The organism is Pseudomonas sp. GNP013, assembly GCF_054343995.1.
The window spans coordinates 1,084,556-1,099,743 of record NZ_JBTGUT010000001.1; the positions used below are offsets into that span (position 1 = coordinate 1,084,556).

The 15,188-nt window shown below is 64.6% G+C and carries 12 protein-coding genes; 10 read left to right on the forward strand and 2 right to left on the reverse strand.

Going from position 1 to position 15,188, the window contains the following annotated elements; translation table 11 throughout:
* Nucleotides 1-27: 27 nt before the first annotated feature.
* The 7 genes from ACXX81_RS05005 (at nt 28) to ACXX81_RS05035 (ending at nt 9,490) form a co-directional block, all read left to right on the forward strand.
* The gene (locus ACXX81_RS05005) at nt 28-1,302 is read left to right on the forward strand and encodes an NAD(P)/FAD-dependent oxidoreductase (RefSeq protein WP_458571301.1); all 1,275 of its coding nucleotides are present in this window, start codon (nt 28-30) and stop codon (nt 1,300-1,302) included.
* 95 nt (nt 1,303-1,397) lie between these two features.
* Nucleotides 1,398-3,035, forward strand: a complete 1,638-nt coding sequence (locus ACXX81_RS05010; protein ID WP_231421462.1) for an ABC transporter substrate-binding protein — start codon at nt 1,398-1,400, stop codon at nt 3,033-3,035.
* A 13-nt stretch (nt 3,036-3,048) separates the two neighbouring features.
* Entirely contained in the window at nt 3,049-4,005 is a 957-nt protein-coding gene (locus ACXX81_RS05015) for an ABC transporter permease (RefSeq protein ID WP_209983710.1), read from the forward strand.
* Nucleotides 4,002-4,877 (forward strand): ABC transporter permease, encoded by an 876-nt coding sequence (locus ACXX81_RS05020; protein WP_057009186.1) that lies wholly within the window; start codon nt 4,002-4,004, stop codon nt 4,875-4,877. Before ACXX81_RS05015 ends, ACXX81_RS05020 begins: the two co-directional genes overlap by 4 nt.
* A gap of 1 nt (nt 4,878) precedes the next feature.
* Complete coding sequence (locus ACXX81_RS05025) at nt 4,879-6,720, forward strand: ABC transporter ATP-binding protein (protein WP_458571302.1); 1,842 nt, start codon at nt 4,879-4,881, stop codon at nt 6,718-6,720.
* 34 nt (nt 6,721-6,754) lie between these two features.
* Entirely contained in the window at nt 6,755-7,912 is a 1,158-nt protein-coding gene (argE, locus tag ACXX81_RS05030; protein ID WP_458571303.1) for an acetylornithine deacetylase, read from the forward strand.
* Between the two features lie 117 nt (nt 7,913-8,029).
* On the forward strand, nt 8,030-9,490 hold the full coding sequence (locus ACXX81_RS05035) for an NAD-dependent succinate-semialdehyde dehydrogenase (protein ID WP_458571304.1): 1,461 nt from the start codon (nt 8,030-8,032) through the stop codon (nt 9,488-9,490).
* A gap of 810 nt (nt 9,491-10,300) precedes the next feature.
* Here the strand turns inward: ACXX81_RS05035 and ACXX81_RS05040 are convergent.
* Nucleotides 10,301-11,227 (reverse strand): 2-hydroxyacid dehydrogenase, encoded by a 927-nt coding sequence (locus ACXX81_RS05040; protein WP_209983703.1) that lies wholly within the window; start codon nt 11,225-11,227, stop codon nt 10,301-10,303.
* A gap of 193 nt (nt 11,228-11,420) precedes the next feature.
* Here ACXX81_RS05040 and gabT point away from each other — a divergent pair, with 193 nt between their 5' ends.
* The 3 genes from gabT to ACXX81_RS05055 all read left to right on the forward strand — a co-directional run bounded on the left by gabT (nt 11,421) and on the right by ACXX81_RS05055 (nt 13,988).
* Entirely contained in the window at nt 11,421-12,713 is a 1,293-nt protein-coding gene (gene gabT / locus ACXX81_RS05045) for a 4-aminobutyrate--2-oxoglutarate transaminase (RefSeq protein WP_458571305.1), read from the forward strand.
* A gap of 94 nt (nt 12,714-12,807) precedes the next feature.
* On the forward strand, nt 12,808-13,455 hold the full coding sequence (locus ACXX81_RS05050) for an HAD family hydrolase (RefSeq protein ID WP_209983698.1): 648 nt from the start codon (nt 12,808-12,810) through the stop codon (nt 13,453-13,455).
* 44 nt (nt 13,456-13,499) lie between these two features.
* A complete protein-coding gene (locus ACXX81_RS05055; protein ID WP_003230384.1) occupies nt 13,500-13,988 on the forward strand; it encodes an Lrp/AsnC family transcriptional regulator in 489 nt (162 codons plus the stop codon).
* Here the strand turns inward: ACXX81_RS05055 and ACXX81_RS05060 are convergent.
* Nucleotides 13,982-15,178: a benzoate/H(+) symporter BenE family transporter gene (locus ACXX81_RS05060; protein WP_458571306.1), complete on the reverse strand. Its 1,197-nt coding sequence runs from the start codon at nt 15,176-15,178 to the stop codon at nt 13,982-13,984. The two genes, ACXX81_RS05055 and ACXX81_RS05060, sit on opposite strands and share 7 nt — an antisense overlap.
* Between the last annotated feature and the right edge of the window lie 10 nt (nt 15,179-15,188).

Here is a 15,188-nt window from a genome sequence, read left to right on the forward strand (position 1 = left end):
GAACGTCCACAGCGCGCGAGGTTAGACATGGGCAGTGAATCCTATTGGCTCGACACCGCACCGGCCTTCACCGGCGCACAGTCGGGTGACCTGCCCCGGCAGGTCGATGTGGCGGTCGTCGGTGGCGGGTTCACCGGGCTGTCGGCTGCCCGTGCACTGGCCATGCGCGGCGCCAGCGTGGTGGTGCTGGATGCCGGGCGGGTGGTCGGTGAAGCGTCGGGGCGCAACGGCGGGCAGTGCAACACCGGCGTGGCTCAGGACTACGCCGGGCTGCACGCCAGCCTCGGCGCCGACCGCGCGCGCGCCTATTACCAAGCCTATGAAAGCGCGGTGCACACGGTGGTGTCGCTGGTGGCGCAGGAGCAGATCGCCTGCGACCTGGTGCGCAACGGCAAGCTCAAGTTGGCGGCCAAGCCCCTGCATTACGAGGGACTGGCACGCACCTGCGAACTGATCCGGCGCGAGGTGGACGCCGATGTGGAGTTGCTCGACGCCGGGCAGGCCCGTGCTGAAGTCAATTCGGTGCAGTTTCATGGCGGCCTGCTGCAACGCAACGGCGTGCAGATGCATATCGGCCGCTTCGGTGTGGGGCTGGCCGACGCCGCCGCGCGACGTGGCGCGCTGATTCACGAGCACACCCTCGTCAACGACTGGAAGGCGCACGCCGGAGGCTATCAAGTCAACACTGCCAAGGGCTCGCTGCACGCCGGTCAGGTGTTGCTGGCCAGCGGCGCCTGCCAGCACGGCGGCCTCGGCTGGTATCGCCGGCGCATCGTGCCGGTGGGCAGCTTTGTGATCGTCACCGAGGTGTTGCCCCAGGCGCTGATCGATCAGCTGTTGCCGCAGCACCGTGCCTATGTCACCAGCCGCATGATCGGCAATTACTTTCGGCTGACCCCGGACAACCGCCTGCTGTTCGGCGGGCGTGCGCGGTTCGCCATGTCCAACAGTGTGTCCGACGCCAAGAGCGGCAAGGTGCTGCAAGCGGCGATGGTGAACATGTTCCCGCAGTTGGCGCAGGTGAAGATCGACTACTGCTGGGGCGGCCTGGTGGACATGACTTCCGACCGCCTGCCACGCGCAGGCCAGCACGGCGGCGTGTTTCACTCCATGGGCTACAGCGGCCATGGCGTGCAGATGTCGGTGCACATGGGGCAGGTGATGGCCGAGGTGATGGCCGGCAATGCGGCGGCCAATCCCTGGCGCGAGCTTGAGTGGCCGGCGATCCCCGGACACTTCGGCACACCCTGGTTCCTGCCGTTCGTGGGCGCCTATTACCGCTTCCAGGATTACTTGCATTGAAGCGCCGCAGTTGACTCACCGTCGTTTGCGTTTCCAGGACGCTCCGGATATCCGTGAGCACTCGAATCTTTTCATCTTCGACAGGTAGCCTTGCCATGACAGACAACAAGAACACGCCCGACCTCATCTCCGGTGCAGAAAGCCTGCGGGTATTTGAAGGCCTTAACCGTGGCATGTCGCGCCGCAACGCCCTGCAGATGCTCGGCGTCGCCGGTGTGGCGGCGGCGGGCGCGGGCAGCCTGTTCGGCGCCGCCGGCAAACTGTGGGCCGATGACGCGCCAGTGGCCGGCAAGGGCAAGCCTGGCGGCAAAATTCGCGTGGCCAGCGTGGCCAGCTCCACCGCCGACACCCTCGACCCGGCCAAGGGCGGCCTGTCTACCGACTACGTGCGCCAGTACATGTTCTACAACGGCCTGACCCGTTTCGACGTGCACATGGTGCCGCAACTGGAACTGGCCGAACGCATCGATAACACCGACGCCACGCTGTGGACCATCACCCTGCGCAAGGACGTCACCTTCCACAACGGCAAGTCGCTCACCGCCGCCGACGTGGTGTATTCCCTGAATCGGCACAAGGACCCGGCAATCGGCTCCAAAGTCATGGCGCTGGTGGCGCAGTTCGAGGAGATCAAGGCCAGCGGTCCCAACGAGGTGCAGATTCGCCTCGGCGCGCCGAATGCCGAGCTGCCTTCGATCCTGGCCGTGTCGCACTTGCTGATCGTGCCCGAAGGCACCACCGACTTCAGCCAGGGCATTGGCACCGGGCCGTTCAAGGTCAAGGAATTCAAGCCAGGCGTGCGTTCGGTGGCGGTGCGCAACCCCAACTACTGGAAACCCGGCCTGCCGTACCTGGACGAGATCGAAGTCATCGCCATCAGCGACGAACCGTCGCGGGTCAATGCGCTGCTGTCGGGCGATGTGCACGCGATCAACCAGGTCGACCCGCGCTCCACCACCCGGATCAAGGCCAGCGCCGGCCATCAATACGTGGATTCGCCCTCGGGCAACTACACCAATCTGATCATCCGCCAGGACCAGATGCCGGGCAAAAGCCCGGAGTTCACCCAGGCCATGAAATGCCTGCTGGACCGCGAACAGGTCAAGTCCGCCGTGTTCCGCGGGTTTGCCGTGGTGGGTAATGATCACCCGATTGCGCCCGGTTCGCGTTACTACAACGCCGACCTGCCGCAGACCGTGTACGACCCGGAGAAGGCGCGCTTCCTGCTGAAAAAAGCCGGCATGGAAAGCATCACCATGCCGCTCGCCGCTTCGCCCGCCGCGACCTCCTCGGTGGACATCGCCGTGCTGTTGCAGCAATCGGCGAAACAGGCCGGCCTCAAGCTCGACGTCAACCGCCTGCCCAGCGACGGCTACTGGTCCAACCACTGGATGAAGCATCCGTTGAGCTTCGGCAACATCAACCCACGGCCGAATGCCGACGTGATGTTCTCGCAGTTCTTCCAGTCCAAGGCGCCGTGGAACGAGTCCGGCTGGCAGAACGAGCAGTTCGATCAGTTGCTGTTGCTGGCCCGCGCCGAAACCGACGAAGCCAAGCGCGGCAAGATGTACGCCGATATGCAGACCCTGGTGCATGACCATTGCGGTATCGGCGTGCCGGTGTTCATCAGCAACATCGATGGTGTCGACCAGCGCCTGAAGGGCTACCGCACTCACCCGCTGGGCGGCTTCATGGGCTACATGTTCGCCGAGCAGGTGTGGTTGGACGCGTGATGAGGGCTTTGCGATGAACAGCACTACACTGTGGTTGATCGGCCGGCGCCTGGGCGCTGCCGTCGTGACCTTGTTGATCGTGTCCATGGTCGTGTTCGCGATCACGGCAGTCCTGCCCGGCGATGCGGCGCAACAGGCCCTCGGCCAGTTCGCGACGCCTGAACAGGTGGCGGCACTGCGCCTGAAACTGGGGTTGGACCAGCCCGGTGTGTTGCGCTACCTGCACTGGTTGATGAACCTGCTCACCGGCGATCTGGGCATGTCGGTGTCCAGCGCGATGCCGGTGAGTGAGCTGATGGGCGGACGGGTGCCCAACACCCTGATGCTGGCGGCCACCACGGCGCTGGTTTCGGTACCGGTGGCGCTGGTGCTCGGCATCGGTTCGGCGATGGCCCGAGGCGGGCGCATCGACAACATCCTGAGCTTCGTCACCCTGGCCATGGTCGCGGTGCCGGAGTTTCTGGTGGCGACCCTGGCGGTGCTGATCTTCGCGGTGAACCTGGGGTGGCTGTCGTCGCTGTCGTATGCCAGCGATATCAGCTCGCCGTGGGAGTTCATGCGCACCTATGCCTTGCCGGTGATGACGCTGTGCTGCGTGATCGTCGCGCAAATGGCACGCATGACCCGCGCTGCAGTGATCGACCAGCTCGACAGCCCCTACGTCGAAATGGCCAGGCTCAAAGGCGTCGGCCCGATCCGCATCGTGCTGCGCCATGCCTTGCCCAATGCCATCGGCCCGATTGCCAATGCCATCGCCCTGAGCCTGTCGTACCTGCTGGGCGGCGTGGTCATCGTCGAAACCATCTTCAACTACCCGGGCATTGCCAGCCTGATGGTCGATGCGGTGACCAATCGCGACATGGCGCTGGTGCAAGCCTGCACCATGCTGTTCTGCACGGCTTACCTGAGCCTGGTGCTGATCGCCGACCTCTGCGCAATCCTCTCCAACCCGAGGCTGAGAAACCAATGAACACGCTCATTGCGAAGTCCAAGCCTGCATCCTCCGCCCTGGCACTGGCCAAAGCCTCCAACGGCCCGTCCTGGCTGGGTCTGGCCGGTGCGGTGATCTGCGTCGCCTGGCTGCTGCTGGCGCTGGTCGGCCCCTGGCTGGCGCCACACCCGGTGGGTGAAGTGGTGTCCGATAACGTCTTCGACGGCTTCAGCCTGGCGCACCCGTTCGGCACCGACTACCTGGGCCGTGACATGCTCAGCCGGGTGATGGTCGGCGCACGCTTCACCGTCGGGCTGGCGCTGGTGGCCGCGGTGCTTGCCAGCACCCTGGGCACCCTGTGTGCGCTGGTGTCGGTGGTGTCGCCCAAGTGGCTGGACGAAATCATCAGCCGCATCATGGACGCCTTCATTTCCATCCCGAGCAAAATGCTCGCGCTGATCATGGTGTCGGCTTTCGGCTCGTCGGTGACTCTGCTGATCTGCACGGCGGTCATCAGCTACATCCCCGGATCGTTCCGCGTGGCCCGCAGCATGGCGGTGAACATCGAGGCGCTGGAATACGTGCAGGTCGCCCGCACCCGGGGCGAGCGCCGTTTGTACGTAGCGTGCCGGGAGATCCTGCCGAACATCCTCAACCCGGTGCTCACCGACCTCGGCCTGCGGTTCGGTTACATCGTACTGTTGCTCGCCGGCATGAGTTTTCTCGGCCTCGGCGTGCAGCCACCCGACGCCGACCTCGGCTCGCTGGTGCGCGAAAACATCGGCGGCCTCAGCCAGGGCGCGCTGGCTATCGTTATTCCGGCGCTGGCCATTGGCACCCTGACCATCGGCGTGAATCTGTTGATCGACTACCTGTCTTCCAGGCGTAGCCGACGCACCGGAGGCCATTGAAATGACTGAATTGATTCGTGTCGAAGACTTGCGCGTGGTCGCCTGTGGCGAACGCGGCGAGGTGGAAATCGTCAAGGGCGTGAGCTTTGCCCTGGAACAGGGCCAGGTGCTGGCGCTGATCGGCGAGTCCGGTTCCGGCAAGACCACCATCGCCCTGGCGCTGTTGGGCTATGCGCGCAGTGGTTGCCGGTTGTCCGGCGGCGTGGTGCGTGTGGGTGAGCACGACATGCTGGCGGCGAGCGAAAGCCAGTTGCAGAAACTGCGCGGCAACCGCGTGTCCTATATCGCCCAGAGTGCCGCCGCCGCGTTCAACCCGGCGAAAAAACTTATCGACCAGGTGGTGGAGGGCGCCTTGATCCATGGCCTGGGCAGCCGCGTTGAGCTGGAGGCCAAGGCGATCGAGCTGTTCCGCGACCTGTCATTGCCAAACCCGGAAACCATCGGCCAACGCTACCCGCACCAGGTCTCGGGCGGGCAGTTGCAGCGGGTGATGGCGGCCATGGCGCTGATCAGCGACCCGTTGCTGGTGGTGCTCGACGAGCCCACCACGGCGCTGGACGTGACCACCCAGATCGACGTGCTGCGCGCGTTCAAGCGCGTGGTGCGCGAGCGCGGTGCCACGGCGGTGTACGTGTCCCACGACCTGGCGGTGGTGGCGCAGATGGCCGACCGCATCGTGGTGCTCAATGACGGGCAGATTCTTGAACAAAGCGACACCGCACCCTTGCTGGCGGCGCCGGCTCATGACTACACGCGCAGCCTGCTTGCAGCCGCGCGGCCCGACGCGACGATTCGCCCGCCCAGCGGCATCGCCGAAGACACGCCGCTGCTGACCATCAGCGGCCTGACCGCCGGTTACGGCAACAAGAACGCCCAGGGCATGCCGCTGATCCGTGTGCTCGAAGGCATCGACCTCACCGTGCGCCGTGGCCAGGCGATTGGCGTGATCGGCGAATCCGGCTCGGGCAAATCCACCCTGGCGCGGGTGGTCGCGGGCCTGCTGACACCGGCCCTGGGCGGCCTCACATTCGACGGCCAGCCCCTCGGCGGTTGCCTGTCCGAGCGCACGCCGGAACAGTTTCGACGCATTCAGATGGTGTTCCAGAACGCCGACACCGCGCTTAACCCGATGCACAGCGTGGGCGCCATCATTGGCCGCCCGCTGAAGATGTATTTCGGCCTCAAGGGCGCGGCGTTGCGCGAGCGCACCCATGAACTGCTCGACCTGGTGCGCCTGCCGCACGCCCTGGCCGAGCGGCGCCCCAGCGAGTTGTCCGGCGGGCAGAAGCAGCGGGTCAACCTGGCCCGGGCGCTGGCCGCCAAACCCGACCTGATCCTCTGCGATGAAGTGACCTCGGCGCTGGACACCGTGGTCGGCGCGGCGATCCTTGAGCTGCTGCGCGATTTGCGCCAGCAACTGGGCGTGTCCTACCTGTTTATCAGCCACGACATCTCCACCGTGCGCGCGCTGTGCGACGACATTGTGGTGATGTACAGCGGCCACAAGGTGCAGGCCGGCAGCCGCGAGTCGTTTGCCGCGCCGCCGTTCCATCCCTACACCGACCTGCTGATTCATTCGGTGCCGGAGTTGCGCCAGGGCTGGCTGGAAACCTGCGGCGCCACCAGCGGTATCCTGCCGCCAGTGGGCGCGAAGGCTGCCGTGCCGGAGCTGTGCACCTTCCTCAACCGCTGCCCGGTGCGTATCGACGGCGTCTGCAACCGCGTCGCCCCTATCCGCCACTCCCTGGACAATGGCAGTGAAATGCTCTGCCACCATGACGGCGCCCAATTGATCAAGACCCAGCGTGGCCTCGTGGTGGAAAACAGCGGAGCTTACGCATGAGCCGATATTTTGCCCTGCAACGGAGCCAGTCCTTATGAAACCGCGCGTACTGGAGATCCTGAAAAAACTGATGGCGTTCGACACCGTGTCGTCCGAGTCGAACATGGCCTTGATCGAATACGTGCGCGACCTGCTGCTGACCCAAGGCATCGAGTCGCTGATCGTCAAGGACCAGAGCGGCAAGAAAGCCAACCTGTTCGCCAGCACCGGGCCCGAAGTGCGCCCCGGCGTGCTGCTCTCCGGGCACACCGATGTGGTGCCGGCGGCAGGGCAGGCCTGGACCTTCGCGCCGTTTGCCGCCACCGTGCAGGACGGGCGCATCTACGGGCGTGGCAGTTGCGACATGAAGGGCTTTATCGCGCTGGCCATCGACGCCATGCTCGATGCGGCGCAGCACACCTTGAACCGCCCGTTGCAACTGGCCTTGTCCCATGACGAAGAGATCGGCTGCGTCGGCGTACGGCGCCTGCTCGATGTGCTGCACCTGGCACCGATGCGTCCGTTTCTGTGTGTGATCGGCGAGCCGACCAACATGCAATTCGTGCTGGGGCACAAGGGCAAGGGCTCCTACCGCACCTACTGTCGAGGCCTGGAGGCGCACTCGTCGCTGGCGCCGCGTTCGGTCAACGCCATCCATGTCGCCTGCGACTTTATCGCCGCACTGCGCGAGAGCCAGCAGCAGTTGCAGCACCATGGCGCCCAGGACAGCGATTACGATGTGCCCTACAGCACCGTGCATGTCGGGCAGATTGTCGGCGGCAAGGCGCTGAACATCGTGCCCAACCTGTGCACCTTGGATTTCGAGGTGCGCAACCTGCCGGCCGACAACCTGGACCTGTTTCTGGAGCAACTGCGCGAGCGCGCCGAAGTGATCGTGCACGAGGCGAAAAAACTCTCCAGCGTGGCCGCCATCGAGATCGAAACCGTCAACGTCTACCCCGGCCTCGACACGCACCCCAGCGTTGAAGCGGTGCGTTTTCTCAAGCAGTTCGCCGCGCCCGACACCGGCACCGCCAAGGTCTCGTTCGGCACCGAAGGCGGGCTGTTCAAGCAGCGCCTGGACGTGCCGGTGGTGGTGTGCGGGCCGGGCTCCATCGAACAGGCGCACAAGCCCGACGAGTTTATCGAGATCAGCCAGATGGAGGCCGGCGAGGCATTCCTGCACAGCCTGCTTGGCTCGTTGAGGGCTTAGCAGAGCCTGCCGTTGCGCGGGTAATTTCAGCACGCCACGCTGCCCACGCCACGCTTTCGGCATCCTCGTTCGCGGCACCTCCCTAGACTGGAGCGTGTCTCGGATCAGGACTCGACCATGCTCACTACTCGCCTGCAAGACCCCAGCCTTCTGGCTGAACTCGCCTATGTTGACGGCCAGTGGATCGCCGCCGCCAGCGGCGCCACCCTGGACATCCTTGACCCTGCCAGCGGCGAGGTGCTCGCACGGGTGCCGGCCATGGACACGGTCGACACCCGCCGCGCCATCGACGCCGCCGAGCGTGCCTGGCCCGCCTGGCGTGCACGCCCGGCCGCCGAACGCGCAGCGCTGCTGGAGCGCTGGTACCAGGCCATGCTCGACAACCTCGAGGACCTGGCGCTGATCATGACCTGCGAGCAGGGCAAGCCGCTCAATGAAGCCCGTGGCGAGATTCGCTACGGCGCAGGCTTCGTCAAATGGTTCGCCGAAGAAGCACGGCGGGTGTATGGCGAAACCATGCCGGCGCCCAGTGGCGACCGGCGTCTGCTGACGTTGAAACAGCCGGTGGGGGTGTGCGCCGCCATCACCCCGTGGAATTTCCCCAACGCGATGATCACCCGCAAGTGCGCGCCGGCATTGGCCGCCGGTTGCCCGATCATCGTCAAACCGTCCGACCTCACACCGCTGTCGGCCCTGGCCCTGGCGGTGCTGGCCGAGCGCGTCGGCATTCCGGCCGGCGTCTTCAATGTGATCACCGGGCTGCCCGCCGGCATCGGCGCCGAGCTGACCGGCAACCCGGTGGTGCGCAAGATTTCCTTCACTGGCTCCACCGCCGTCGGCCGCCTGCTGATGCGCCAGAGCGCCGAGCACATCAAGCGCCTGAGCCTGGAACTGGGCGGCAATGCGCCGTTCGTGGTGTTTGACGACGCCGACCTGGAGCAGGCGGTGGCCGGGGTCATGCTCAGCAAGTTTCGCAATGCCGGGCAAACCTGCGTGTGCGCCAACCGCATCCTGGTGCAGGCCGGCATCTACGAACGCTTCGCCGCGCGGCTGGTGGAGGAGGTGGGCAAGCTCAAGGTCGGTAATGGGCTGCAGGAGGGCGTGACCATCGGCCCGCTGATCAACCCTGCGGCGGTGGCCAAGGTGACGCGGCATATCGAGGATGCCCTGAGCCAGGGCGCGACCTTATTGTGTGGCGCCATCCCAGGTGGTGACAGCCCGTTTGTGCAGCCTACGGTGCTGGGCGAAGCCCACGCCGGGATGCTGCTGGCCAATGAGGAAACCTTTGGGCCGGTGGCGCCACTGATGCGCTTTACCGACGAAGCTGAGGCGCTTGCGCTGGCCAACGCCACGCCGTACGGGTTGGGTGCCTATTACTTCACGCAGAACCTGGCACGCTCGTGGCGCTTTGGTGAGGCGCTGGAGTTTGGCATGGTCGGGCTCAATACCGGGATCATCTCGATGGAGGTGGCGCCGTTTGGCGGTATCAAGCAGTCGGGGCTGGGGCGTGAGGGGAGCAAGTACGGGTTGGATGAGTATCTTGAGGTTAAGGCATTTCATATTGGGGGGTTGGGGTGACAGCTTTTTAGCGGTGGGTACATATCCGTTATTTGGGTAACGGCTATGTAGGGTTCCGCCCTTACGGCGGGTCACTTTTGGAAAAGAGCCCCAAAGTAACCAAAGGGCTCTTGCCCCACCACTCGGCACCTCGCTAGGGCTCGGTGTGCCCGCACTCCGGCTTGAATCCGTGGGCCGCCGCGATGGGCCATCCCTGGCCCAGCGCGGCTAACCCGGCGTCCTGCCGGGTTACCCACGGATTCAAGCCTGCGGGCGGCCAGCGTGGTTAACGGGGCGCCTGAGATCAAGATCAAAAGCCAGAGCCAGAGCCAGAGCAAAGCAGATCAAAAGCAGTGTGATATCCAACAGACAAATGGAGATCAACTGTGGGAGGGGGCTTGCTCCCGATAGCAGTGGGTCAGCTACCCATAAGCTGACTGACACTCAGCCATCGGGAGCAAGCCCCCTCCCACAGTTTGAACAGCGCCAGATAGGAAAACCTCGGTCGGCTCTAAGGCCGCCGCGCTCTTGATCTTGATCTGAGGCGCCCCGTCAAACACGCTGGCCGAACGCAGGCTTTGGAGCGTGGGTAACCCGGCAGGACGCCGGGTTAGCCGCGCTGGGCCAAGGATGGCCCATCGCGGCGGCCCACGGTCCAAAGCCGGAGTGAGGGCACACCGAGCCCAGGCGAGGTGCCGAGTGTTGGGGCAAGAGCCCTTTTGGTTACTTTTGGGGCTCTTTTCCAAAAGTGACCCGCCGTAAGGGCGGAACCCTACGTAGCCGTTACCCAAATAACGGATATGTACCCAGTAATAACGGATATGTACCCCATCAATACCCCTTCCCCCGATCCACCTCCCCAACCATCCGCTCCCCGCGCTGAAACCTTCGAATATTCCCCAACAACACGCCAAACGCACTCTCCGGCTGAGTCATCGCCGCAATATGCGGCGTCAGCACAATCTGCGGATGCCCCCAAAACGGATGCTCTTCTGGCGCCGGCTCCTGCTGCAGCACGTCCAGCACCGCGCCGCTGAGTTGCCCGCTGGAAAGCGCTCCCAGCAGATCCTCCTCCACCAGGTGCCCGCCGCGTCCCATGTTGATCAGCCCCGCACCCTGTGGCAGTTGATCAAACAAGCGGCTGTTGAGAATGCCCTGGGTCTGCTCGGTCAACGGCAACACGCACAGCAGAATGTCGCACTGGCCGAGAAACGCCGGCAGTTGCGCTTCACCCGCATAACACGTAACCCCCGGCAGTTGATGTGCGCTGCGGGCCCAGCCCGACAAGGCAAACCCCAGCGGTGCGAGGGTCGCAAGGATCTGCTGCGCCTGCGCGCCCAGGCCCATCACGCCGACGCGGCGGTTGGCCGCCGGTTGCAACCGGTGCGCCTGCCAGCAGCGCGCCGTCTGTTGCTGGCGGTAGCGCAGCATGTCGCGATGCAGGGTGAGCACGGCCCAGGTGGCGTATTCGCACATGCCCTGGGTGATGCCGGGATCGAGCAGGCGCACCACCGGCAAGTCGGCGGGCAAGCGGGCAAGGTCCAGTTGATCGACCCCGGCCGATACGGCAAACAGCACCTTCAGGTTGGGCAGCAATTGTTCAAGATCGTCCGGCGCCAGCCAGGCGGCGAGGTAGTCGATTTCGCTGGGGTCGCCAATGTCCGGCCAGGCGCGCCATTCGATGTCCGGCGCGTGTTCGGCAAACAGCGCCTTCCAGCGTTCGCCGCGCACGGGGTCGGATTTGTAGAGCAGGGCCATGGGCATCTCCGCAGGGCTGAAAGTAGCCATCATCATCGCGCAATGCCGGCGCAGGATCTGTTGAAACGCAGTGGAAAAACAGTCGATCCGAATTTCTCACAGGGCAAGTTCGGTGCAGTTCGTTTTTGCCAGGCCGTAATCTGAATGTCATCGCAACCACCTTCCGGTTGCCGGGCTCACCTTGGGAAATGCCATGAACAGCAGAGTCGATAAAACCCCACATTTGCTCCGTCAGCGCGATCAATTCGTACCCCGTGGCCTGATCACTGCGCACCCGCTGGTGATCGATCGCGCCCAGGGCGCCGAACTCTGGGACGTGGAAGGCAAGCGCTATCTCGATTTCGTCGGCGGCATCGGCGTGCTGAACATCGGTCATAACCACCCCAAAGTGGTCGCGGCGGTGCAGGCGCAGTTGCAGAAAGTCTCCCACGCCTGCTTCCAGGTGGTGGCCTACCAGCCTTACCTCGACCTGGCCCAGCGCCTGTGCGAGATGGTTGGCGGGGAGGCGGCGTACAAGGCGGCGTTCTTCACATCCGGCGCCGAGGCGGTGGAAAATGCGGTGAAGATCGCCCGTGCCCACACCAATCGTTCGGCAGTCATTGCCTTTCGCGGCGGCTTCCATGGCCGCACGTTGCTTGGCACGACGCTCACCGGCATGAGCCAGCCGTACAAACAGAACTTCGGACCGTTCGCGCCGGAGGTGTTCCACACCCCCTATCCCAACGCATATCGCGGCATGACCAGCGAGCTGGCGCTCAAGGCGCTGGATGAACTGCTAGCCACCCAGGTTGCCCCGGACCGCGTCGCGGCGATTCTCATCGAGCCGGTGCAGGGTGACGGCGGCTTTCTCGCCGCGCCGCCGGAGTTTCTTCAGGCCTTGCGCGCACTGGCCGACAAACACGGCATCGTGCTGATCCTCGACGAGATCCAGACTGGTTTCGGTCGCACCGGCAGCTGGTTCGGTTTCCAGCACTCGGGCATCCAGCCCGACCTGGTCACCGTGGCCAAGAGCCTGGCCGGCGGCTTGCCGCTGTCCGGCGTGGTGGGCAAGGCGCACATCATGGACGCGCCGCTGCCTGGCGGTCTGGGCGGCACCTACGGCGGTAATGCGTTGGCCTGCGCGGCGGCGCTGGCGGTGATCAGTGCGTTCGAAGAGGAACAATTGCTGGCGCGCAGCCACGTCCTCGGCGAACGCCTGCGCCACGGTTTGCTCGGTCTGCAGGCGCGCTACCCGCGCATCGGTGACGTGCGTGGCACCGGCTTCATGTTGGCAATCGAACTGGTCAAGGACGACGCGGCGCGTAGCCCGGATGCCGACCTCAATCAGCGGGTGATCGACGAAGCCCGCGCCGGTGGTTTGCTGGTGATCAAGTGCGGCGTGTACCGCAACGTGCTGCGCTTCCTTGCGCCGCTGGTGACCACCGAGGCGCAGGTCGACGAAGCCGTGCAGATTCTCGACGCAGCCCTGGCACGGGTCTTGAACTGAGCCGCTACCGGCGGCGAACCCGGTTGGCGGCAGCGCCCGTGACCCGTTATGGCGCACGGGCGACCACATTGCATCATTGGAGGCGTGACCCCTCATGGGACTGACAGATTATCGAGCGTTGCTGATCGATTGTGATGGGGTGCTGGTGGACCGTGACTCGGGCGTGTTCGCCGCGTTGCAGCCGCTGCTCGACAGCCGTGGCGGGCCAGCGCCGGCCAGGGAGCAGGTGCTGGCCGAGTTCAACACGGTGATCGAGGGCCTCTACCCGCGTTTTGCCGAGCTGGGCTTCAGCGGCGTGCTGTGTTTTGCCCATCGCCAGCTCGCCGAGCGCTGGGGGCTGCACGCCAGTTGGGAGGAGGGCATGAGCTTTGCGCGTTCGGCGGGCAACTGGTCGCTGTTCGAGGATGCGCCGGGGGCGATGCTGTACCTGCGCAAGTTCTATCGTCTGCTGGTGCGCGGCGACCGCGATGCCGAGGACCGTGGGCTGTTGTGCGAGCGCCTGGGCATCGAGGCGGAGCATTTCATTTCCCTGGTCGAGGCCGAGCAATGGCTTGACCGCCAAGGGGCGCAGGTAGAGCCTGTGTTGCACGTGACCCGCGCATCAGCCGGCGCCGTTCTGGCGCTGGACCGCTGCCTGATCGGCCGTCACCGCTCGCCGCAGCCCACGCCGTGTGCAGCCGATTACTGCATTAACAGCATGGCTGACCTGGTCGCTCAGCATCAGCTGTCTTTACGGCGCTGATTTTGCTAGAAGATTGCTTACAAACGGCAGTCAAGAGGTATGCAATGGAAGGGCTCGTCAAGCTGGACCGGATCGACATCAGCATTCTGGTTGAACTGCAAAAAGATGGTCGGATGACCAACGTCAGCCTGGCCGATGCCGTGGGCCTGTCCGCCAGCCCCTGCCTGCAACGGGTCAAGCGGCTGGAGTCGGCCGGTTATATCTCCAGCTACAAGGCGCATCTGAACCTGGCCAAGATCACCGATTCGGTCACGGTGTTCACCGAAATCACCCTCAGTGACCACAAGCGCGAAGACTTCGCCAAGTTCGAATCCAACATCCGCCTGGTGGATGAGGTGCTCGAATGCCACCTCATCAGCGGCGGCTACGACTACCTCGTGCGTTTCATGACCCGCAGCATCCAGCATTACCAGGAAGTGGTCGAAGGCCTGCTGGACAAGAACATCGGTATCTCCAAGTACTTCAGCTATATCGTGATCAAATCACCGGTGCTGAAAGACGGCGTGCCGCTGCGCAAGCTGCTGCGTCATTGAGTGCGGCTGCGCCCGTTCAGGATCAGCAGGGTCAACAGCCCCGCGACAATGCCCCAGAACGCCGAGCCGATGGAAAACAGCGTCAGCCCTGATGCGGTGACCATAAAGGTGATCAGCGCCGCTTCGCGTTCCTTCGGCTCGTGCATGGCGACGCTCAGGCCATTGATGATCGAACCGAACAACGCCAGCGCCGCAATCGACAGCACCAGCTCTTTTGGCAAGGCGGCGAACAGTGCCGCCAGGGTCGCGCCGAACACCCCGGCAATGCCGTAGAACACGCCGCACCACACGGCGGCGGTGTAGCGCTTGTTTCGGTCTTCATGGGCATGCGGCCCGGTGCAGATGGCCGCGCTGATTGCCGCCAGGTTGATGCCGTGGGAGCCGAACGGCGCCAGCAGCAGCGAGGCCAGCCCGGTGACGCTGATCAATGGCGAGGCCGGCACGCTGTAACCGTCGGCGCGCAGCACGGCGATGCCGGGCATGTTCTGCGAGGTCATCGCCACCACGAACAGCGGGATGCCGATGCTGATGGTCGCCGCGAGCGAGAAGTGCGGCGTGGTCCACACCGGCACCGCCACTTCCAGGTGAAAGGCGCTGAAATCCAGCAGCCCCAGCAGCCCGGACAATGCGGTGCCGATCACCAGCGCGGCGAGCACCGCATAACGCGGCGACAGGCGCTTGATGATCAGATAGGTAAAAAACATCCCCAGCACCAGTGCGCTGCGATGTTGCGCGGCGACAAAGATTTCGCTGCCGATCTTGAACAGGATCCCGGCCAGCAAGGCTGCGGCCAGTGAGGCGGGGATGCGCTTGAGCAGTCTTTCAAAACTGCCGGTCAGCCCGCACAGCGTCACCAGCACCGCGCAGGTGATGTAGGCACCGATGGCTTCGCCGTAGCTCACACCGCCCAGGCTGGTGATCAATAGCGCAGCGCCGGGCGTCGACCAGGCGACGGTGATCGGCGTGCGGTAGCGCAGCGACAGGCCGATGCTGCACACCGCCATGCCGATGGACAGCGCCCAGATCCACGAAGAAATCTGCGCCGTGGTCAAACCGGCAGCCTGGCCGGCCTGGAACATCAGCACCAGGGAGCTGGTGTAGCCGGTCATCATGGCGATAAAACCGGCGACGACGGCCGACGGCGAAGTGTCGGCCAGCGGGCGCAGCGGCGCGTGGGTGGCGTCGGTCATGACGGGGTGT

Coding starts and splice junctions, on each gene's coding strand:
- ACXX81_RS05060 (WP_458571306.1), bottom strand. CDS start 15,178: ATGACCGACGCCACCCACGCGCCGCTGCGCCCGCTGGCCGACACTTCG.
- ACXX81_RS05050 (WP_209983698.1), top strand. CDS start 12,808: ATGGGACTGACAGATTATCGAGCGTTGCTGATCGATTGTGATGGGGTG.
- ACXX81_RS05005 (WP_458571301.1), top strand. CDS start 28: ATGGGCAGTGAATCCTATTGGCTCGACACCGCACCGGCCTTCACCGGC.
- gabT (WP_458571305.1), top strand. CDS start 11,421: ATGAACAGCAGAGTCGATAAAACCCCACATTTGCTCCGTCAGCGCGAT.
- ACXX81_RS05035 (WP_458571304.1), top strand. CDS start 8,030: ATGCTCACTACTCGCCTGCAAGACCCCAGCCTTCTGGCTGAACTCGCC.
- ACXX81_RS05055 (WP_003230384.1), top strand. CDS start 13,500: ATGGAAGGGCTCGTCAAGCTGGACCGGATCGACATCAGCATTCTGGTT.
- argE (WP_458571303.1), top strand. CDS start 6,755: ATGAAACCGCGCGTACTGGAGATCCTGAAAAAACTGATGGCGTTCGAC.
- ACXX81_RS05020 (WP_057009186.1), top strand. CDS start 4,002: ATGAACACGCTCATTGCGAAGTCCAAGCCTGCATCCTCCGCCCTGGCA.
- ACXX81_RS05010 (WP_231421462.1), top strand. CDS start 1,398: ATGACAGACAACAAGAACACGCCCGACCTCATCTCCGGTGCAGAAAGC.
- ACXX81_RS05025 (WP_458571302.1), top strand. CDS start 4,879: ATGACTGAATTGATTCGTGTCGAAGACTTGCGCGTGGTCGCCTGTGGC.
- ACXX81_RS05015 (WP_209983710.1), top strand. CDS start 3,049: ATGAACAGCACTACACTGTGGTTGATCGGCCGGCGCCTGGGCGCTGCC.
- ACXX81_RS05040 (WP_209983703.1), bottom strand. CDS start 11,227: ATGGCCCTGCTCTACAAATCCGACCCCGTGCGCGGCGAACGCTGGAAG.